This window comes from Vibrio sp. CCB-PB317 (assembly GCF_022808245.1).
GTDB lineage: Bacteria > Pseudomonadota > Gammaproteobacteria > Enterobacterales > Vibrionaceae > Vibrio > Vibrio diabolicus.
Genome location: NZ_JALGNU010000002.1, coordinates 1,493,023 through 1,512,688 on the forward strand (window position 1 = coordinate 1,493,023; position 19,666 = coordinate 1,512,688).

Here is a 19,666-nt window from a genome sequence, read left to right on the forward strand (position 1 = left end):
GTAAACAAGGAGAGAAAATGCTATCCAACACCAATAGAACAGAAATTAAGAAAGGCGCACATAAAGCCGTCTCTGATGTTAGCAAACTGCACGCCATCATAGATGAAAGCCTAATCGCTCATATTGCGATAACCAACGAGTCAGGCCCTGTGGTCATCCCTATGCTGGCATGGCGTGTGGATGATTACGTGTATATCCATGGTGCCAACAACAGTCGACTGTTACGCTCACTCAAACAAGGAGTGCAAACGTGCTTAACCTTTACTTTGTTTGATGGTTGGGTATTGGCTCGAAGTGCGTTTCACCACAGTGCGCATTATCGCAGTACAGTGGTCTTTGGCCAATTTGAGATGGTGGAGAATAACCAAGAGAAAGACAGGTTGCTGAATCACTTTATCGAACAGATCGCTCCAGGGAGAACAAAACAAGTCCGTTTGAGTAATGAAAAAGAACTCAAAGCCACCATGCTACTGCGTATCCCGCTCACGGAAGCATCAGTGAAAATCAGCAATTTTGGCGTCAACGACGATGCGGAAGACATGGACATTCCTGTTTGGGCAGGTGTCCTACCCTACCGAACCGTCGTAGGTCCGCTGCAAGCTTGTGAAGATTTGTATGAAGGTATCGCTGAACCAGACTACCGCAGTGCCTACTCTAATCGTTGGCAGGAATAAGCACCGTAAAACGTGCGCCGCCTAAGTGACTCTCGCCGACGGAAAGCTCCCAACCCAGTTGCCGCGCTGCACTGGTAGCGATAGCAAGCCCTAAACCAAAGCCTTTCACGTCGGCGTTGCGGCTTTTATCTAAACGTGAAAATGGCATAAATACTTCTTCTCGCATCGCTTCAGGTATGCCCGGACCATCGTCCTCAATATCGATGCTCCAGCAATCCGCTACCATTCGAATCGTCACCTCAACGCAGGATTCACCGTAACGCTTGGCGTTTTGCAATAAATTATCGAGGACGAGGTTACCCAAAGTAGGCTGAAAGTGAATCAATTGGTTCGCGAGTTCATTTTCTGCTCTCAACATGGCGGACTCTAAGCCTAGGTAATTCATGCGGCTTTTACACCAAAGAGGCAGTTCCATGGTTTCAACAGAATCGCTCAAAGAATGGTTTTTCACACTCAAGCGAGACAGCATGACAATGTCGGACGTTAAGTCCGTCACTACATCAACGTATCGTTCAATATCGTCATGTAACTCTGCCTGCATTTCACCACTCGTGCGCCTAGCTAAATCCGTCGCTAGCTGAATACGACTCAGCGGAGTGCGCACTTCATGAGGAATAGCTTGAGTAAAGATGTGTGTTTGACGTACTCGTCTCTCAATCTCTTCAGACATGCAGTTGAAGCCTTGGGCGAGCTCTTTCACGGGTTGCGAAAATTGCTTTAGATCGACTCGCGTATTCAACTCACCATAACCAAATTGTTGTTGTGCAGCCGTTAGTTGCCGAATTTGGCGGTCAAGACGTCGTACAGGTATGTAAACCATAATGCCTAAACTGCACACAACAACCAAAAGTAGAGTCAGTATAAATACAATCTCAGAATCTTCATTCCAATCAACATCTGGGCTAAAGAAATCCGTTTTTTCTTTGAAAACTAAACTCTTCGAGGTGTTAGGTAAAGGGAATACCGCAGCATAGGTACTGCCATCAATAAGATAAACAGGTATCCCTTGTATTCGGTACAGTAGCTTACAATCTCGACAAGGCGGTGATCCGTCCCAGTTTTCAACCAATGTTAAATCAAAGATAAAGAAATCTTGCTTGCCGTTTTCGGTTAACTTCTTGTAGAGAGAATCCGGAGTGCCTCGTTGCTCAATGTATTGATCGACAAAATAAGCACCATCACTCAAAAAAACACCGACTTCTGTTTTGCGCATGTACTCTTCCCCCATAAAGAGAAACAAAGCAACAGTCAGCGCAAGGCCAGTAACTAACCCCACATATAGACGAGTAAACAGGGAAAACATGCGTCATTTACCTGTCAGCATATAGCCGTGGTGACGTATGGTCTTAATGGTAGCAGTATGGATATGAGCCTTAGAGAATTTCTTCCTTAGTGAGGATATACGCATATCAATCGAACGATCAGTAATGCAGTATTCAATGCCTCTGGCAAGACGGCAACATGATTCACGAGATACTGGCTTATCGACATTCAGCATCAGGAGCTCTAGAATTTCAAACTCAGAGCTCGTTAAACCAATATCTTTTTGCAAATAAAATGCTTGGGAGCGACGAAGACAAAGGCTAATGCCATATCGGCTCAGCTTTTCTTCTTCAACGGTATCAACTTGACGACGATAGCGACGTAGCGCCGCTTCAATACGGGCGAGAAGGATATTGCCTTTTATCGGTTTGGTAAGGTAATCATCAGCACCGAACTTAAATAAGCTCACCTCGCTCATTTCATCATCGGTTGCAGTCAAAACAATGATAATCCCATGATAAAATTTACGTGCCTCTTGGCATATTTCTGCGCCATTTTTTCCCGGCAACATCAAATCTAACAGCACTAGGTCCGGATTGAGTCCGTGAATCGTTTCTAATGCATTTTGACCGTTGTCGATAACGGTTACTGTATAGCCTTCGGCTTCGAGGTACATTTTGGTTAATCGAGCAATCTCAGAGTCGTCTTCTACCAGTAAGATTGTATTGCCCACCATGAATCATTTACTCCACCAATATGATGGAGGGAGTATATCGCTCGTCCTATACTGCGCAACCCACTTAAATGATAATTTTAATAAAAAGCGGGCTTACATACGCTTACAAACCATACATATACGATAATCCTAATCATTCCACGCCCCTAAAACCATGCAATAACCTGATGTTTTATTTATTAGCAGAATATAGCTTCACATAAAAAATAAATTTCGGAATAAAAATCTACTACATTTTTAAATATATCGAATGATAGTCCTTACCAAAAAACAATATCGATATATATGACTTGGTTTGCTTATATAGACAGGACTTTATGTTGCTTCTAAGTTTCTTGCTCTAATAAAGTCTACGAGTAACATGAAATGAGATATTCCCAATTAACACCTTTAGCCATATTTTGCGCGATAAGTCTAACTGCTTGCGGCGGCAGTGAATCTAATTCGAAACCATCGACAACGACACCTCCAACACCACCAGCGCCAACATTGAGCACTGTCACAATCCCAACTGTCGTTTCTACAGAGCTTCCAGCCAAGTTAAAAGTGGCTGCTGATGCGGGCTTCACCCACTATGTGAAAATCTCCCTTTCTGAAGCAAATAACAATGATGCATTTCACATTGTGGCTGTTGATGACGGTGCGAATAATGAAAAAATCTTTCGTGCAGCCAAAATCATCCAACACCTTCTTACAAACCAACCAGACTCTAAGTACGGCGCTGACAAGTCTCGTATCGCTAAGACATTAGCCGAGCGTGATGCCACACTAATGCTGACCGAAAACGACGAACAGAATGATGAGATGTTAACCAAAATCTTTATCAACGAACTGATTCGCCAAGACAAACTGAACGATGCAGTGACAAACTCGGGCTTAGCACACTCTTTTGATACGAGTTCTCTAGAAAAGTTTGTTGTAAGCATGATGGTACTTAACGAAGAAGATATGGATACACTTGTCACATCTATCGTGGCAACATTAGTAAATAGTAAAGAAACACCAAACTGGCTAAGGAACAGCCAATCTTTGATGTATCGAGAACTGACAGTTGAAGGCGATTGCCATTACATGAGTAATTTTGCCGATTACTGTGCCAATCTTGGTAAAAAAGCCGAACGAGACGCCGCTTTTGAAGAAATTTTACACTTGGTCCAAGCGCAAGGTATTGCACCTAACACGGGGACTGCGGCACTGCAAAATGACATTCAAGCTCATGCGTTAAAAATCTATAACGATATTCAAGCGGGCAAACCGACGGTGTGGCGCCCAACTCAGTATGACTGGGACGATTGGAAATCGGACGACTTCGATCCTGAAAGTGTTAAACAAACGGGCCCTTCATATTCTCACGAATACTTTGCTGCCGCTTTTGAAGCTTACATGGGTGTAGCAAAAGCAAACGGACAAGGTTTAGATGGCTACCAAGCGTTAACACGTGAAGAAATGCAAACTCAAGATCCACAAGCCGTTGATTGGATCAGCGGCTTATTCCACGGATACTTGCAATACACCGCGAACATCGACTCTGCGGGCGTCAAACTTTACACAGAAAAGACAAATCCAGGCACTGTGCCTACCTTCCGTATGGCTCCCAACAAAGACGGCTTGATAGAAGCATACACCTACAAATCTCAGTGGCTGACAAGAGTGAAGATCATTGGCGACGACGCAATGAATGTCATCGGTAATGACCAAAACAATACCTTTGAAGGCAACAGCAAAGACAACAGCATTTATGGTGAAGGTGGTATCAACACCTATATCGTGCCACACAAACTGGCAGAATGTACTGTTATCAAAGCAAAGAGCGTTTCTGTTAAGTGCCCGAGTACAGGCTCGGATGAGTTGTACGACATTCAAAAGATCCAATTCACCGACCAAATCTTAGATGTAACCGAGCTATAAACGATGAAAAACATGAAGAAACTTACTCTATTCGCTCCCCTACTCCTTGTAGGTTGTGGTGGCCTAGCTGTCATGGATCGTACTGATGCCGTAAAAGCACAACCAGAAATGCTGATCAAAACCGACGGAGATTTTTGGGGGTTCGGTGCAGATGGTCATTTTGATTTTGCTGGTAAGTACAAAGGCAACTATTCACGCAGTGCTTCTAACTCAAGTTGGTTTAACCATATCTCTTTCAAAGAAGGTGCGATGGGCGCAGAAGTTACTCGTATCGACAACGGGGAAACTTGGCTTCTGAGCTGCTCTGGAGGCGGTATGTCGGTTAACTACATGGGCGTCGATTTTGGTGGGAATGATCCTTACACCTGTGATATCACCCAAGATGGCGTCAAAGTGGGAGAATTTGCGATGGAGCCAAAATCCGCTCTCATCGACATCAGCTTTGAGAAAAAAGAGACTGGCGTAGTGCGTATTGGCAGCACCCACTTTAATGTAGAAACCGTACATACTAGTCCCGACGCCATGATGGCGGTAGACATTCCATTGGGTTATAGCTTTAAGGAAGGCACACAAGAAATTGCCGCTGTACAGACGAACGGTACCATTGCGGTACAAATGCTCCCAGAACTTAGTGAACAAAAAAAGGATGTGATTGCCATCGGCGCTGTTGCAAGTGCACTAAGCTGGCGCCCTAAGAAATAGCCATTACATTAAACAACACCAAAAATAGCAAAGCCCTCTACCTTGAGGGCTTTTATTGCTTGTTTTCATAAAGACAAGTGAAGCATTACTTTTCTAATCTTCCCGCATACTGCTTGGGCGTTAATCCACGATGTTTCTTAAACATACGATTGAAGCTCGCCACATTGGTGTAACCAAGGCGCATGGCTATGTCATCAATACTCACGCGCTTACTCAATAACCCAGCCGCAACATTACTCAATACATAGCCGGATACCATCGAGAAGTTGAGGCCTAATTTGTGCAAACGACGTTGAAACTGCTGTTCAGATAAATCAAGCAGAGAAGAAACGCGCTCTAACGTTGGCAATCCATAATGACTGCTGTAGTTCACCACTTCATAAATCACTTTCAACTCATCTTCTGGGTCGGGCATATTAAGCAAATCATCCAAATCGGAAAAACTCATCGCTAGACGGCTGTCCTCGCGATGGCTCACTTGGCGGGAAGCTAATCGGTCATCTCCCGGGATCCATATTTCTGTTTTTGGCTGACTCCATTCCACCTCGCAGCCGAAATATTCCCGGTATCGCTCAGTATTTTTTCTCGACCCTGAAATCTTGACGCGCAAAGGCTGATAGTCTTTACCAAGAAATTCGCGTAGCACTTTAATCATAAATACCGCACAGCGGATACTATCGTGCACCTTTACTGACGTTTCTATAAACGGATTGTGGTAAGTCCATTTGATGATTTTGCCCGACTGTTCGCCAGCAAAAAATGCCCCAGATTGTAAGTTACTCGCACCATAATTAACGCGTCGAATCGCGCTGGCTAAATCATTCCCAGAAAATAGCCAGCGTCCCACAGGCCCAAGCTTTTGCAGTTCAATACCTCGGCTGAGACTCAAAACCACATCTGGATCACTACTGGCTTGTTCAACACAACGATACCATTCTGCGACGGCTTTTAGCGGGATCAGTGTCATTGGGTTGTGAAATACCGACGACGGAATCCCCAGTTCATCCGAGCCCAAATTATATTTAGATAACGCGAGGTTATGCATGTTTAGAATGCCCATCGCGCGAATAAATCGAACCGTCTTCATTACCAATCACATCAAATTCAATCCTCTATTGATTGAATCTGTCACAAAGAAAGACCTAAATCAAATCCAGATCACAATACGCCAACCGTTTGATAGAGGAGTGTTTAATGAGTTTACTGAGTGTCCCATTTGTCGGTACAGGCGCAGATACGGCGTTACATGTTGTCGCTGCTGTCGTTTTAATCGCGAGTGTCGCGGGCGCGTGTTACGGCTTTTGGAAAATCCATGAGTTGCCAATTAATAAGGCGCACAGCAAAGACCATCATCAGATAGGGCTCATCACTGCGCTCACCTGGATAGGGTTTGTCTGGCACTGGGTTTGGGTGCTAGCTGTTATCTTTGCATTCGTTGATATGGAAAAAGCCATCATCAATCTGCGTGATACATGGAGAAGTAAACCGCAAACAGAAACACAGCCAAAAGAGGAAGCGTAATGTTAGAAGGTTTAGCGGTATGGGCTCTCTTCATCTATTTGCTGCGTTTGGTTGGCATGCCTTGGAACAAAGCAACCAAATCGTTCGCTTATCTTGGCGGTTTGAGTTGGCTGATGTTCGTATGGGTAGGTTTGATTAACTTCACCCCGATGGATTTATCCGGTGGTTCTGTCGTGCAGTCACCACACATCCAATTGCGTCCAGATTCAACCAATGTGAAGGGTAAAGTTGACCACATTTACATTAAGCCAAATCAACAAGTTAAAGAAGGTCAGCTTATTTATGAACTTGACCCAACGCAATACGAAATCGCATTAAATCAGGCGAGCGTATCCGCCGATTCTGCACGAGTCGCATTAGCTACGGCAAAAGGCGACATCGAGATTGAAGAAGCGAATCATCAAGCATTGGTGCAAGATCTAGAAACATCAAAGAGCCAATTGGAAGCGGCGAAAGTTGACTACAAATTGCAGAAAAAGATGCTAGATCGTTATGTTGAGCAAAACCGAGTGGTGCAAAACACCATCACGGAAAGCGACATCGACAAACAATCGAGTGCGGTTGATATGGCACGTCACAACGTGTTAACCCTTGAGTCTCAAATTAAGAAGAAACAAGTCGATATTTCACGTGCAAAACTGGCGATTCATAAAGCAGAGCTCGCAGTTGAAACCAAACAAGCCGAACTGCGCCAAGCTGAAGAGCAAATTGCAAAAGCGCAATGGGATTTGAACAGCACCAAAGTTCATGCCCCAACAGATGGCTTTGTCACCAACTTTATCCTGCGTGAAGGTCAGCGTGTATCGATGATGCCACGTATTAATATGTACACTAACGAGAAGTATGTGCTGATGCGAGTCAACCACCAGGCGATTCGTAACATCAAACCGGGTCAACCTGCGGAATTCTCCTCGTCCGTTTACCCAGGCAAGATCTTCTCAGCGACCGTCGAAGGCATTGTTGAAGCAACAGGTGAGTCACAAGGTAATCTGCTGGGTTTCGATGATTCTGTGCGTGTCACCACTGGAAAGAATTTACAGAACAAACACCACTTTGTTCGTCTTAAGATTGATGAGCCAGAAGGCTACGACATTCCTGTTGGCTCTGTTGGCCTCGCATGGGTCAGCGGTGAAAAACCGATAGGCTTCATGGCCTTCTTGGATGTGATTCGCGGGATCATCATTCGAATGAAGTCCCAGCTGTACTTCTTCTACTCCATCTAAACTCACAAACCGCCAGTTTCGCTGGCGGTTTTTTCATTTGTATCCAAACACATCCTTTTCCCGTATAACAATTAGTTAGTAAATAGCGGAGAAGATTCATGTCGGCAAAGGAAAGAAGCCTACCTACCCATCGTATCTCAAGGTTCAGCAAGTTCGCTTCACTTGCTACCCGTGTCGCAGGCAATGTGATTGCAGAAAGCACGAAACAAATCGCCAAAGGCAATAAACCAAAAGCGAAAGACCTCTTGCTGACGCCACAAAACATCGCACGGTTGACAGACCAACTTGCTCACCTACGTGGCGCTGCAATGAAGCTTGGTCAAATGCTCTCAATGGATGCTGGTGATGTTTTAGAACCTGAACTCGCAGATATTCTCTCCCGCCTTCGCTCCAACGCAGACCCAATGCCTGCAAAGCAACTGAACGGAGTCATGGAAAGTTCGCTAGGAACGAGTTGGAAAGCTGAGTTTCTATCATTTAACTTCAAACCAATCGCCAGTGCATCAATAGGACAAGTGCACCAAGCCTACAGCGATGCGGGCGATAACCTAGCCGTCAAAGTGCAATATCCGGGCATACGAAAAAGTATCGATAGCGACGTAGACAACGTAGGTACGCTGCTTAAAGTGGTTGGGTTGATTCCAGAATCCGTCGACTACAAAGGGCTACTAGAAGAAGCCAAAAAGCAACTGCATGATGAAGCCGATTACACCCGAGAAGCGCAATTTGCGATTCGTTACCATGATGCTTTGAAGGAGCATCCTCACTTTGTCGTACCAAAGATTCACACTGAAAGTTGCTCAGACTCCGTTCTCTCCATGGAGTTTATTGACGGCGTACCCATTGAACACATCGAACATTATGATCAAAGTACGCGAGATTTTGTCATGCACAGTTTGCTCGAATTGCTGTTCAGAGAGCTGTTCGAATTCAAGATGGTGCAAACCGACCCTAACTTCGCCAATTACTTGTACATTGAAAGTACTCGCCAAATCGGCTTGTTAGATTTCGGTGCAACTCGCGAATACAGCGAACGATTCAGTGCCGGCTATCGCCAAGCCTTTGCGTCCGTCATGAACAATGACGAACAAGGCTTGAATGATGCGCTTGAACAAATAGGCTTCTTCAGCCAAACCATCCTTCCAGACCAGCGCCAAGCGATTCTCGATCTAGTGAAAATGGCATGTGAACCTATGTTGGTCGATGAGCCCTATGATTTCAAAGCCAGCGGCTTAGCACAAAAGCTTCGCGAGGCTGGCACCATTCTAAGCATGGAGCAAGAATACTGGCATACTCCACCAGCAGATGCCCTATTTTTACACAGAAAAATCGGCGGAATGTACTTGCTGGCAGCCCGTATTGGCGCAAAAGTGAACATTCGCCAATTGGTACAGCCATATCTCACTATCAACAGCGAATAGCCTATTGTTTTTCTGTTACTTTCAAGTACCTTGAGCAAGGTTAAGATGCATAGTTGTGCATCTCAATAACATGCCATACTTCCATAAAACGAATTAACTATCGGGGTACTCGGTGAGCAAGTTTCAAGATCTCTCCACTCTAATCCAGCAAATTGGCCAAGCCGAAGAAGCGGATCAAGTCGCAACGCTCAATGAATCTATTGAAGCGGGCCTCGAGCCCGGCGCGGTTGCCCTGATTCTAGAAGCATTTCCAATCGACGATCGTGTTCGCTTATGGCGAGCTTTACCACTAGAGCTACATATCGACGTGTTAACGGAAATGCGTGCGGACGTACGTTTTTCTATCATCAATGCATTATCTGAAGTCGAGCTAAAACTCACCCTCGCTAAACTTGATAACTTATCGCTGATCGAATGGGCGGATTCGTTGCCTGAGTCGATCATCAACGAAGCGCTCGCGTTAATCGAAAAAGATGAGTTAGAGCTTTACGATCAGGCAAACGAATATGAAGATGAAGAACTCGGCCACTGGGCTGAGCGTAAAATCATCACCCTGCCCTTTAATATTACGATTGGAACGGCTAAGCAGTTAATGGAGCGCTATAGCTACGACACGCCTCAACAGGTCTACCTGATCAACCGTAATAAACAGTATCGAGGGACAGTCAATTACTACGAAATTTTACGTAGTGATCCTGATACTCGCTTGAAAACACTCGTTATTGAAGCGGTGACGGTGCTAGACAGTAAGATGATGCTTCCCGAAGCGGTAGAAGCATTAGAGCACAGCACACTGCCCGCTCTACCTGTGACTGATGCAGACCAAACTCTGATTGGTGAAGTCGATTGGCAATTTGCATTAAGTACGCAACGTGAAATCTACGAAGCGCGCTTAATGGCCGGTACTGGTATGGATGAAGGCGATGACTTGTTTGCGCCAGTATTAAAAAGCTCACAAAAACGCGGCGTGTGGCTGGGCATCAATTTGCTGACTGCAATTTTAGCGTCTGTCACTATCGGGCTATTTGAAGACGTGATTGCTCAAGTGGTGGCTTTGGCCGTACTAATGCCAATTGTTGCATCGATGGGTGGCATTGCAGGCAGCCAAACGCTGACTCTAATGGTTCGTGCGATGGCGCTTAATCAGATTACCCCAGGTAACCGATTCAAATTCTTAAAAAATGAGTTGGGCATAGGCTCACTGAACGGCATTGCTTGGGCGCTAATCATCGGCGGGTTAGCCGGATTGTGGTTCCAATCGCCAGTTTTAGGTGGAACCATCGCGCTGGCCATTATCGTCAACATTATTACCGCTGCTTTATTTGGCGTGTTGATACCCATTATTTTGGATAAGTTTAAATTGGATCCAGCCTTAGCAGGTTCGGTTATTCTAACGACGGTGACAGATGTAGTTGGTTTCTTCGCCTTTTTGGGAACGGCGAGTTTAGTCATGCTCTAAAAAGTCCACTGTTTATTAATCAATCATTAGCATAATAGAGTTAAATTGCATAACGCAGTTGCAAATTGCAAATAAACTCAAACTTTAAGCAACGCATGTCACAGAAACAACGTATTTTGGGGCATATTAAAGTTGGCACAGTAACTGCATTATATAAATTGACCCTTCTTAAGCCGAGGGTCACCTAGCCAACTGACGTTGTTAGTGAACTTGATTTTGTTCACATGTATATAAGCCAATCGCACTCTTTGCGGTTGGCTATTTTTTTATGTGGCTATTGCCCTCTTATCCTCTGACCGAGCTCGGTTGTACTTTTCTTGCCCACAACAGATTGTTTACTGTTTATAAAACTCAAATATTCGCCCACTAAACCATTAGAAATACCAACTTCAACAAAAAAAACCACCTAACCCAAATAAAACCAAGAAAACACACCCAAAAAAGAACAAATAACGTCCAAACCAAAAATCTCATCATGAAATCGTTTTCTTTTCATAGAAATCGACTGAACAATCCAGAGTTATAGATAAATTTAATCCATAAAAACAAATAGCAATTCAAAACATTCATTTCACATAGAAAGCCTGTCTATAAATCATAGAAAATACGTAAAAATAAACTTTTCACTTTTAGAACTTAAAAACCAAACCATTGTTATTAAAAGAAAAAGCATACACTAAAAATCAAGCAAACGTTTAAGTTGCAACTTTATCATTGACTATTAAATTTACATCACGATAATACGCGCCGTTTGCCTGAAAACCAGGTGCTATAATTTAATATTTCAATGTGCGGAGGTAATAATGGCTGGAGACAATAACTACAGTCTTGGACCAGTTCCCAACACGGCCAGAAAAGGCGTGGCATCACTAACCATGGTGATGTTAGGACTCACTTTTTTCTCCGCAAGTATGTGGACAGGGGGTTCTCTCGGTACTGGGCTCTCCTTTAATGATTTTTTCCTCGCTGTTCTCATCGGTAACCTAATTCTCGGTATTTACACTTCTTTCCTCGGTTACATCGGCGCTTCTACTGGTCTCTCTACTCACCTCCTTGCTCGTTTCTCTTTTGGTTCTAAAGGCTCTTGGCTTCCTTCCGCTCTTCTTGGCGGTACTCAAGTTGGGTGGTTTGGAGTTGGTGTCGCGATGTTTGCGATTCCGGTGCATAAAGCAACGGACATCGATACCAACACGTTGCTCCTCGTCTCCGGTTTGCTCATGACCGCGACCGTTTACTTTGGCATCTCCGCACTGATGGTGCTGTCAGCAATCGCCGTTCCTGCCATTGCGCTACTTGGCGGTTACTCTGTCATTGAGGCAGTAAATAGCGTTGGCGGTATTAGCGAACTACAACAAGTTCAACCAACCGAGCCACTCGATTTTTCAATAGCTCTCGCGATGGTTGTTGGCTCTTTTGTCAGTGCTGGTACATTAACGGCAGATTTCGTGCGCTTTGGCAAAAAGCCGCGCAGCGCCGTGATGATCACCATGGTGGCATTTTTCATCGGTAACTCGTTAATGTTTATCTTTGGCGCGGCAGGTGCATCCGTGACTGGTCAATCAGACATCTCTGAAGTGATGATTGCGCAAGGCTTATTAATTCCCGCCATCATCGTACTTGGATTAAACATTTGGACGACTAACGACAACGCGCTCTACGCATCGGGTCTTGGATTTTCCAACATCACAGGCTTACCAAGTAAATACATCTCGATGGCGAACGGGCTTGTTGGCACACTTTGCGCTCTCTGGCTCTACAATAACTTTGTTGGCTGGCTAACCTTCCTATCGTTGGCAATTCCACCGATTGGCGGCGTGATCATCGCTGACTTCTTCACGAACCGTAAGCGCTACGCAAACTTTGAAGCCGCCCAGTTCCAAAGCGTAAACTGGGCTGGCATTATCGCTGTAGCGATTGGCGTTGGTGCGGGACACTTCCTTCCTGGCGTAGTACCGATTAACGCTGTACTTGGCGGCGCAATTAGCTTCCTGATTCTTAATCCTATTCTCAACAAAAAAGCACTGGCTACACAGCCAGCGTAAGGAACCATCATGACAACACTACTGATCAAAAACGTAACGCTAAAAGGACAAGAAGGTCTGCAGCAAATTTTGATTGAAGATGGTCAATTCAAGCGCATTGAAAGCAACGATGTGGAGCTTAATCATAACGGTGACACCATCGATGCTGAAGGGGGCATGGCGGTGGCGCCTTTCTGCGAGCCGCACATCCACCTAGATACAACGCAAACCGCAGGCGAGCCAAGCTGGAACATCTCTGGCACATTGTTTGAGGGTATTGAACGTTGGGCTGAGCGCAAAGAAATGCTGTCGATTGAAGACGTGAAAACGCGCGCAAAACAAACCTTAAAATGGCAGATCGCAAACGGCGTACAACACGTTCGAACTCACGTAGACGTTTCAGACCCTACCCTAATTGCCCTAAAAGCGATGGTAGAAGTGCGTGAAGAGATGAAAGAGTGGGTAGACATCCAAATCGTTGCGTTTCCGCAGGAAGGTATTCTCTCTTACCCAAATGGCAAAGAGCTGCTAGAAGAAGCCGTCAAATTGGGGGCGGACGTTATTGGCGCGATTCCACACTTTGAATTCACACGCGAATATGGCATTGAATCACTGCACTACGTATTCGAATTAGCACAAAAATACGACCGTCTGATCGACGTGCATTGTGATGAAATCGATGACGAGCAATCTCGCTTCGTTGAAACGTTGGCAGCATTAGCGCACAAGTTCGATATGGGAAGTAAAGTCACGGCCAGTCACACAACAGCGATGGGTTCCTACAACGGCGCGTATGCATCTCGCCTGTTCCGTTTATTACGCATGTCCGGTATCAACTTCGTGGCAAACCCTCTGGTGAACATTCACTTACAAGGCCGTTTTGATGATTACCCAAAACGTCGTGGCGTAACACGAGTAAAAGAGATGCTGAATGCCAACATCAACGTCTGCTTTGGACACGATGACGTATTCGACCCATGGTATCCACTTGGTACAGCAAACATGCTGCAAGTGCTACACATGGGCCTACATGTATGTCAGGTCATGGGTTACGAGCAAATCAACAACTCACTGGATCTGATCAGCACCAATTCAGCACGTACACTGAACATTCAAGACAAGTATGGAATTGAAGAAGGCAAACCAGGTAGCCTACTGATTCTTCCTGCAGAAAATGGTTTTGACGCCGTACGTCGCCAAGTACCGGTTCGCTACTCTGTTCGTCACGGTAAAGTGATTGCAGAAACACAGCCTGCGACGACTCATATTCATCTTGAACAAGCAGAGCAAGTGACGTTCAAGCGCTGAGGTTCGTAAAAATACCGACTAAAACGAAAAAGGGTCTGACGAAATCATCAGGCCCTTTTGCTATTGGCAAACGTCACTGCTCGCTCTGTCTATTCTTGTCTCATAAACCGCTGAACACATTGAAAGGCCATATAAAACGGCTCAGTACCAAACGTTGCACAAGGTTCTGGTGGCTGAATCTCAATTACACCATCGCACTTGGAAATTATTCTAAGCGTTGGGCATACTTCTGACTTCATTTTAGTTGTAGATATGAACCATGACGTCATTAAGCCAGATAGAACCGCAATTTTTGGAATTTATGCAGCAAGAGATGCAAGTAGATGCAGCTCATGATCTTAAACACGTAAAACGCGTGGTCAAAACAGCGAAACAGCTCTGCAAAGAAGAAAATGCAGACATCGCGATTGTATTACCGGCTGCCTATTTGCATGATTGCTTTACTTATCCGAAAGATCACCCAAATCGCAAAGAGAGCTCAATCATCGCAGCCAAAAAAGCGGTCGCATTTTTAGAGAGTATCGATTATCCGCAGCAATATCATGATGCCATTGCTCATGCGATAGAGGCACACAGCTTTAGCGCAAACATCAGGCCAAATACGTTGGAAGCCAAAATCGTCCAAGATGCCGACCGTCTGGACGCTTTAGGCGCAATTGGCGTGACGCGATGCATTCAGGTCAGCACTCAATTTAACGCGCAACTTTACAACGACAGCGATATATTTGCCGAAGAACGTGAACTTAACGATAAACAATTCACTCTGGATCACTTTCAAACCAAGTTGTTCAAAATCGCTGAAACTATGAACACGGAGTCAGCGAGACGCGAGGCGCAAAAACGCAAAACCTTTATGCAAACGTACCTAGAGCAGTTACACGACGAGGTAACAGCGTAAATGTCTGAAAGCCGTACGTTAATTAAAGAGCTTAAACGCCAGCTAAAGTTAGCTGGGCTGCATTATATCGATGTTGCACAACACCTTGATTTAAGTGAAGGCAGCGTCAAACGGTTACTCGCTGAAGGTCAACACATTAGCCTTGAGCGCTTAGAGCGAATTTGCCAATTGATTGGTTTAGAAATGGCGGAACTGTTTAAGCTCGCGGCTGCGCACAATAAAGGTCTAGAGTCGCTAACGTTAGAGCAAGAAAAGCAGTTGATTGACGATAAAGCCCTGCTACTCGTGGCGATCTGTGTTGTAAATGGTTATCAGTTTGAACAAATCGTTCAGCAATACACCTTCAATGAGTTGGAACTGGTGCAAAAGCTTGCTCAGTTGGATCGTCTGAACATCATCGACTTGCAGCCAAATAACAAAATTCGTTTGCGTATATCTCCGACATTTAAGTGGCAGATGGGCGGCCCTATTCAACGGTTCTTCCAACAGCAAGTTCAAGACGCCTTTTTCCAAAGCTACTTTTCTGGTGAAGATGAACAGTTGTCCATGGCAACAGGATTGATGAGCGTACCAACCAACAAGAAGCTGCAACAGAAACTGCAAAAGGTCATCGATGAGTTTTATCAGGCTTGCCAAAGTGATAGCTCTCTCGATATGAACGAAAAGCACGGCACCTCTCTGATTATTGCGATGCGTCGCTGGACTTTCCCTCTGTTTGAACCATGGGAAAGAAAACCTACTCAGAAGTCTCGAAATTAGTAACTCAATAAACAAATGGAAATGAAAGTAACGAATTTCGTTACTTTTGGTGGCATGCAACGTCACTTGAAAGAGAAAGCTGGTTTAATCGCTCATTGAGCATAAAGTGCTCCCATCTCATTCGACTTTGTTTACTCGAGGCCAGCATGTTTTTCTCAAAACGCTTTTTTCCTTACTTTGTGACGCAATGCCTTGGCGCACTCAATGACAACATCTACAAAAACGTCCTGTTGTTGATGGTGACATACAGCCAAATTGATAACCTACCAATATCCGTCAATCTATTCGTTAATTTGGCGGCAGGCTTATTCATCCTACCTTTCTTTCTATTCTCTACGCATGCTGGTGCCGTCGCTGACAGCATGGACAAAGCCAAATTAATCCGGCGTCTAAAGCTCATCGAGCTGGCTATCATGTCTTGCGCTGCAACCGCTATTGCCACTCAAAGTGCCATGCTGATGCTGGCTCTTTTGTTTATGACAGGCACTCAATCGGCCTATTTTGGTCCCGTAAAATACGCCTTACTACCACAAGCGCTCAAACCAAATGAGCTTGTTAAAGGAAATGCTTGGGTTGAAATGGGCACGTTCCTTTCGATTCTTATAGGTACGCTTAGCGCAGGCCTGCTGCTAGCCATTCCTAATGGTACCTTGATTGCTTCTTGTGTCGTGATTACCTTGTCTTTGCTTGGGTTCATGAGCAGCGTGAATATTCCAACGATGCCTAGCCAATCGACTGACAAAGCGAAATTTGAACCGATTTCTGGCTTAAAGAAGACGTTAAAAGTGGCAAAAAAGCAGAGAGGCATTTGGATGTCTATTCTAGCCATCAGTTGGTTCTGGTTCATGGGTGCGACTTACCTGACTCAATTCCCTAACTTTGCGCGTGAACATTTGTTTGCAGACAGCACTGTCGTTTCTTTACTGTTGGCATTATTTTCCATTGGTATCGCGACAGGCTCTTGGTTGTGTGAAAAGCTCTCTTTCAACCACGTTGAGCTTGGTATTTTGCCATTCGGTATCCTTGGTCTGACAGTCTTTGGCGTCGACTTGCTATGGGCAGTCCCAAGTTATCCATCACTTCCGGTGCACTTTTATGATGTGCAAAGCTTCGTTGCTGAATCCAAACATCTACGCGTCATGATTGACCTGTTCCTTGTTGGTGTAAGCGGCGGTGTCTTTATTGTTCCTCTTTATGCGTTCATCCAATCGCGTTCAAACAAAGGGGAATGTGCACGTGCCATTGCTGCTAACAACATCATGAATGCGTTGTTTATGGTGGTGTCTGCTTTGGTTTCTATCGTTGTACTCAGCGTACTAGAGCTTTCTATTGTGGAACTGTTTGCCATGATGGCAATAGGTAACTTCTTCGTGGCAATCTATGTCTATCGTCAAGTACCGGAATTTACACAACGTTTTATCAGTTATTTACTCAGCCATTGTATGTATCGTGTGTCAGTAACGGGGCGCCAACATATTCCTGAACAAGGTGCTGCATTAATCGTGGCTAACCATGTTAGCTATGTCGATGCGTTGATTTTGATGGGAACCTCTACTCGCCCGGTTCGTTTTGTGATGGACAAGTCCATCAGCGAGCTGCCTGTTCTTAAATATGTTTTCCGTCATGCCGGTGTTATCCCGATCTGTTCTCCACGTAAGTGTGCCGACACTTACCGTCGAGCATTTGAACAGATTGAACAAGCGCTTAACGACGGTGAGGTTGTCTGTATCTTCCCTGAGGGTCGTTTAACGTCTAACGGTGAATTGGGTGAGTTTCGCCCTGGTGTGGAAAAAATCCTTGAACGTAATCCTGTTCCTGTCATCCCTATGGCGTTAAAAGGGCTTTGGGGTTCTTTTTTCAGCCACAAAGGCGGACATGCTCTCACAAAACGACCGACTCGTTTTTGGTCAAAAGTGGATGTTGTTATCGGTGAAGTGTTAAGCCCAGCTTCTTTAAATCGTCATCAATTGCAACAACAAGTACAGGATTTACTGGGCTGATACGCTCGCTATACCGCTCAAACTTTGCAGCAAAACGTAAATATGCACCACAAAGCGCAAGTAGTTCCTTGTTAATTAGAGTAGGATATCTACGACGTCATAAATCTAGGAGGTATTATGAAAATCATCATCTTACATGGTCTTTATATGCATGGGCTGGTCATGCAGCCTCTTAGCCAAAAGCTGCGAAAGCTCGGATACGAAACGCAAGTACTCAGCTATAACACTGTTGCTATCGATGAGTCTTCACTGTTTGATTCTATTGACCATTCACTGAATCCACTGACCGCAAACGTGCTCGTGGGGCACAGTTTGGGAGGCTTGATGATTAAGCGCTATCTCGCCAACAGAAAACCGAGCACTAGCTTAATCTCTCATGTTGTCGCTATCGGTTCGCCTCTTAAAGGCGCGTCCATAGTAGGTAGGATTCAAGATCTCGGATTGGGTGCAATTTTAGGCAATTCGCCACACCACGGATTAAACAGACATGATGACGCTTGGGCTTTTCCGCAAAAACTCGGCAGTATCGCAGGAACGATGCCGATTGGTGCCCGCCCATTGTTGATCCGTAATGACAACACCATGTCGGACGGTACGGTTACCGTAGAAGAGACAAGACTGGACGGTATGCAAGATCATATCGAAGTGAAGCAAACGCATACGAGTCTGATTTACAACACCTTCGTGCCGCAGCAGATTGATCACTTTATTCGCACAGATTATTTCCGTCGATAGCACACTTTTCCACCATACAAATGGAATCGACTTTCCAAGCTATTCAGTTCGCAGTACTATCCTAGCTCCACTTCCTCACAACTTGAATGAAGTGGCACATTTTTAATTGTTCTCAGGGCGGGGCGAAATTCCCCACCGGCGGTATACTTTTTCAAGTGAGCCCGCGAGCGCTCGATTCGTCGAGGTCAGCAGATCTGGTGAGATGCCAGAGCCGACGGTTATAGTCCGGATGAAAGAGAATAAGAATACACCAGCATAGCGAGTCAGATTGCTAAGAGTGCTGGTGCACTTCTTTTTGATCGTATTTTACGACGATCTCTCATACCGCCCTGATTCTGGTGAAATTTAGGAGTTAACCATGAATCAGTCATCACTACTTGCCGAATTCGGCGACCCAATTACTCGCGTTGAAAACGCACTTATCGCTCTAAAAGAAGGCCGTGGCGTACTTCTTCTTGATGATGAAGATCGCGAAAACGAAGGCGATATCATTTATTCAGTCGAGCACCTCACCAACGAGCAAATGGCGTTGATGATCCGCGAATGTAGCGGCATCGTTTGTTTGTGCTTAACAGATGCTCAAGCGGACAAACTGGAACTGCCTCCAATGGTAGTAAACAACAACAGCGCAAACCAAACCGCATTTACGGTTTCTATTGAAGCGAAAGTTGGTGTAACAACGGGGGTTTCAGCAGCAGACCGAGTGACGACCATTAAAACGGCGGCAAACCCGCATGCGAAACCTGAAGATCTTGCTCGCCCGGGCCACGTATTCCCTCTGCGCGCACGTCCAGGTGGTGTAATGACTCGCCGTGGTCACACAGAAGGTACGATTGACCTGATGCAAATGGCAGGGCTTCAACCCGCTGGCGTACTATGTGAAGTGACCAACCCAGATGGCACGATGGCAAAAGCACCTGAGATCGTAGCATTCGGTCGCCTGCACAACATGCCAGTGCTGACTATTGAAGACATGGTGATGTACCGCAATCAGTTCGAGTTAAAACTGGCATAATTAAATCCCAGCTCTGAAAGAAG

General features: G+C 45.1%; 17 protein-coding genes and 1 riboswitch. Of the genes, 14 read left to right on the forward strand and 3 right to left on the reverse strand.

The window, feature by feature from the left end:
• The first annotated feature begins 17 nt into the window (after nt 1-17).
• On the forward strand, nt 18-674 hold the full coding sequence (locus tag MTR11_RS15605; protein ID WP_203343450.1) for a pyridoxamine 5'-phosphate oxidase family protein: 657 nt from the start codon (nt 18-20) through the stop codon (nt 672-674).
• Here the strand turns inward: MTR11_RS15605 and MTR11_RS15610 are convergent.
• Entirely contained in the window at nt 655-1,977 is a 1,323-nt protein-coding gene (locus MTR11_RS15610; RefSeq protein WP_104972354.1) for an ATP-binding protein, read from the reverse strand. The two genes, MTR11_RS15605 and MTR11_RS15610, sit on opposite strands and share 20 nt — an antisense overlap.
• A 3-nt stretch (nt 1,978-1,980) precedes the next feature.
• Nucleotides 1,981-2,673 (reverse strand): response regulator transcription factor, encoded by a 693-nt coding sequence (locus MTR11_RS15615; protein ID WP_025546713.1) that lies wholly within the window; start codon nt 2,671-2,673, stop codon nt 1,981-1,983.
• 366 nt (nt 2,674-3,039) lie between these two features.
• On the opposite strand from MTR11_RS15615, the gene MTR11_RS15620 reads away from it, so the two are divergent.
• Together MTR11_RS15620 and MTR11_RS15625 are read left to right on the forward strand one after the other, a co-directional pair.
• Nucleotides 3,040-4,581 (forward strand): hypothetical protein, encoded by a 1,542-nt coding sequence (locus tag MTR11_RS15620; RefSeq protein ID WP_047008110.1) that lies wholly within the window; start codon nt 3,040-3,042, stop codon nt 4,579-4,581.
• Between the two features lie 12 nt (nt 4,582-4,593).
• Nucleotides 4,594-5,283, forward strand: coding sequence for a hypothetical protein (locus MTR11_RS15625; protein WP_243328004.1), 690 nt, complete (start codon nt 4,594-4,596; stop codon nt 5,281-5,283).
• An 85-nt stretch (nt 5,284-5,368) separates the two neighbouring features.
• Here MTR11_RS15625 and MTR11_RS15630 read toward each other — a convergent pair whose 3' ends face one another.
• Nucleotides 5,369-6,370, reverse strand: coding sequence for an AraC family transcriptional regulator (locus MTR11_RS15630; RefSeq protein ID WP_054866979.1), 1,002 nt, complete (start codon nt 6,368-6,370; stop codon nt 5,369-5,371).
• Between the two features lie 107 nt (nt 6,371-6,477).
• Between MTR11_RS15630 and MTR11_RS15635 the strand changes: the two genes are divergently transcribed.
• The 11 genes from MTR11_RS15635 (at nt 6,478) to ribB (ending at nt 19,643) form a co-directional block, all read left to right on the forward strand.
• On the forward strand, nt 6,478-6,804 hold the full coding sequence (locus MTR11_RS15635; protein ID WP_046875867.1) for an MFS transporter: 327 nt from the start codon (nt 6,478-6,480) through the stop codon (nt 6,802-6,804).
• The gene (locus tag MTR11_RS15640; protein ID WP_243328005.1) at nt 6,804-8,027 is read left to right on the forward strand and encodes an HlyD family secretion protein; all 1,224 of its coding nucleotides are present in this window, start codon (nt 6,804-6,806) and stop codon (nt 8,025-8,027) included. Before MTR11_RS15635 ends, MTR11_RS15640 begins: the two co-directional genes overlap by 1 nt.
• Nucleotides 8,028-8,125: 98 nt before the next feature.
• Nucleotides 8,126-9,448, forward strand: coding sequence for an ABC1 kinase family protein (locus MTR11_RS15645; RefSeq protein ID WP_243328006.1), 1,323 nt, complete (start codon nt 8,126-8,128; stop codon nt 9,446-9,448).
• 112 nt (nt 9,449-9,560) lie between these two features.
• Nucleotides 9,561-10,907, forward strand: a complete 1,347-nt coding sequence (locus MTR11_RS15650) for a magnesium transporter (RefSeq protein WP_005396363.1) — start codon at nt 9,561-9,563, stop codon at nt 10,905-10,907.
• An 803-nt stretch (nt 10,908-11,710) separates the two neighbouring features.
• The gene (codB, locus tag MTR11_RS15655; protein ID WP_243328007.1) at nt 11,711-12,949 is read left to right on the forward strand and encodes a cytosine permease; all 1,239 of its coding nucleotides are present in this window, start codon (nt 11,711-11,713) and stop codon (nt 12,947-12,949) included.
• A 9-nt stretch (nt 12,950-12,958) separates the two neighbouring features.
• Entirely contained in the window at nt 12,959-14,236 is a 1,278-nt protein-coding gene (locus MTR11_RS15660) for a cytosine deaminase (RefSeq protein WP_243328008.1), read from the forward strand.
• Nucleotides 14,237-14,495: 259 nt separating this feature from the next.
• Nucleotides 14,496-15,134, forward strand: a complete 639-nt coding sequence (locus MTR11_RS15665; RefSeq protein WP_017819864.1) for an HD domain-containing protein — start codon at nt 14,496-14,498, stop codon at nt 15,132-15,134.
• Entirely contained in the window at nt 15,135-15,893 is a 759-nt protein-coding gene (locus MTR11_RS15670) for a helix-turn-helix domain-containing protein (protein WP_243328009.1), read from the forward strand. It begins immediately after the preceding gene.
• Nucleotides 15,894-16,039: 146 nt separating this feature from the next.
• Nucleotides 16,040-17,893 carry an MFS transporter gene (locus tag MTR11_RS15675; protein ID WP_243328010.1) on the forward strand — a complete coding sequence of 618 codons (1,854 nt, stop codon included), beginning with the start codon at nt 16,040-16,042 and terminating at the stop codon, nt 17,891-17,893.
• Between the two features lie 117 nt (nt 17,894-18,010).
• Nucleotides 18,011-18,628 carry a cobinamide adenolsyltransferase gene (locus tag MTR11_RS15680; RefSeq protein WP_104973483.1) on the forward strand — a complete coding sequence of 206 codons (618 nt, stop codon included), beginning with the start codon at nt 18,011-18,013 and terminating at the stop codon, nt 18,626-18,628.
• Between the two features lie 104 nt (nt 18,629-18,732).
• Nucleotides 18,733-18,873: riboswitch (FMN riboswitch) on the forward strand.
• Nucleotides 18,874-18,986: 113 nt separating this feature from the next.
• Nucleotides 18,987-19,643, forward strand: a complete 657-nt coding sequence (gene ribB / locus MTR11_RS15685; RefSeq protein ID WP_006741191.1) for a 3,4-dihydroxy-2-butanone-4-phosphate synthase — start codon at nt 18,987-18,989, stop codon at nt 19,641-19,643.
• Nucleotides 19,644-19,666: the final 23 nt, after the last annotated feature.

Bases quoted from the DNA above. Each gene is read 5' to 3' on its own strand.
- MTR11_RS15630 (WP_054866979.1), bottom strand. From the start codon at position 6,370: ATGAAGACGGTTCGATTTATTCGCGCGATGGGCATTCTAAACATGCAT.
- MTR11_RS15620 (WP_047008110.1), top strand. From the start codon at position 3,040: ATGAGATATTCCCAATTAACACCTTTAGCCATATTTTGCGCGATAAGT.
- codB (WP_243328007.1), top strand. From the start codon at position 11,711: ATGGCTGGAGACAATAACTACAGTCTTGGACCAGTTCCCAACACGGCC.
- ribB (WP_006741191.1), top strand. From the start codon at position 18,987: ATGAATCAGTCATCACTACTTGCCGAATTCGGCGACCCAATTACTCGC.
- MTR11_RS15625 (WP_243328004.1), top strand. From the start codon at position 4,594: ATGAAGAAACTTACTCTATTCGCTCCCCTACTCCTTGTAGGTTGTGGT.
- MTR11_RS15640 (WP_243328005.1), top strand. From the start codon at position 6,804: ATGTTAGAAGGTTTAGCGGTATGGGCTCTCTTCATCTATTTGCTGCGT.
- MTR11_RS15610 (WP_104972354.1), bottom strand. From the start codon at position 1,977: ATGTTTTCCCTGTTTACTCGTCTATATGTGGGGTTAGTTACTGGCCTT.
- MTR11_RS15680 (WP_104973483.1), top strand. From the start codon at position 18,011: ATGAAAATCATCATCTTACATGGTCTTTATATGCATGGGCTGGTCATG.
- MTR11_RS15675 (WP_243328010.1), top strand. From the start codon at position 16,040: ATGTTTTTCTCAAAACGCTTTTTTCCTTACTTTGTGACGCAATGCCTT.
- MTR11_RS15605 (WP_203343450.1), top strand. From the start codon at position 18: ATGCTATCCAACACCAATAGAACAGAAATTAAGAAAGGCGCACATAAA.
- MTR11_RS15615 (WP_025546713.1), bottom strand. From the start codon at position 2,673: ATGGTGGGCAATACAATCTTACTGGTAGAAGACGACTCTGAGATTGCT.
- MTR11_RS15635 (WP_046875867.1), top strand. From the start codon at position 6,478: ATGAGTTTACTGAGTGTCCCATTTGTCGGTACAGGCGCAGATACGGCG.
- MTR11_RS15660 (WP_243328008.1), top strand. From the start codon at position 12,959: ATGACAACACTACTGATCAAAAACGTAACGCTAAAAGGACAAGAAGGT.
- MTR11_RS15645 (WP_243328006.1), top strand. From the start codon at position 8,126: ATGTCGGCAAAGGAAAGAAGCCTACCTACCCATCGTATCTCAAGGTTC.
- MTR11_RS15670 (WP_243328009.1), top strand. From the start codon at position 15,135: ATGTCTGAAAGCCGTACGTTAATTAAAGAGCTTAAACGCCAGCTAAAG.
- MTR11_RS15665 (WP_017819864.1), top strand. From the start codon at position 14,496: ATGACGTCATTAAGCCAGATAGAACCGCAATTTTTGGAATTTATGCAG.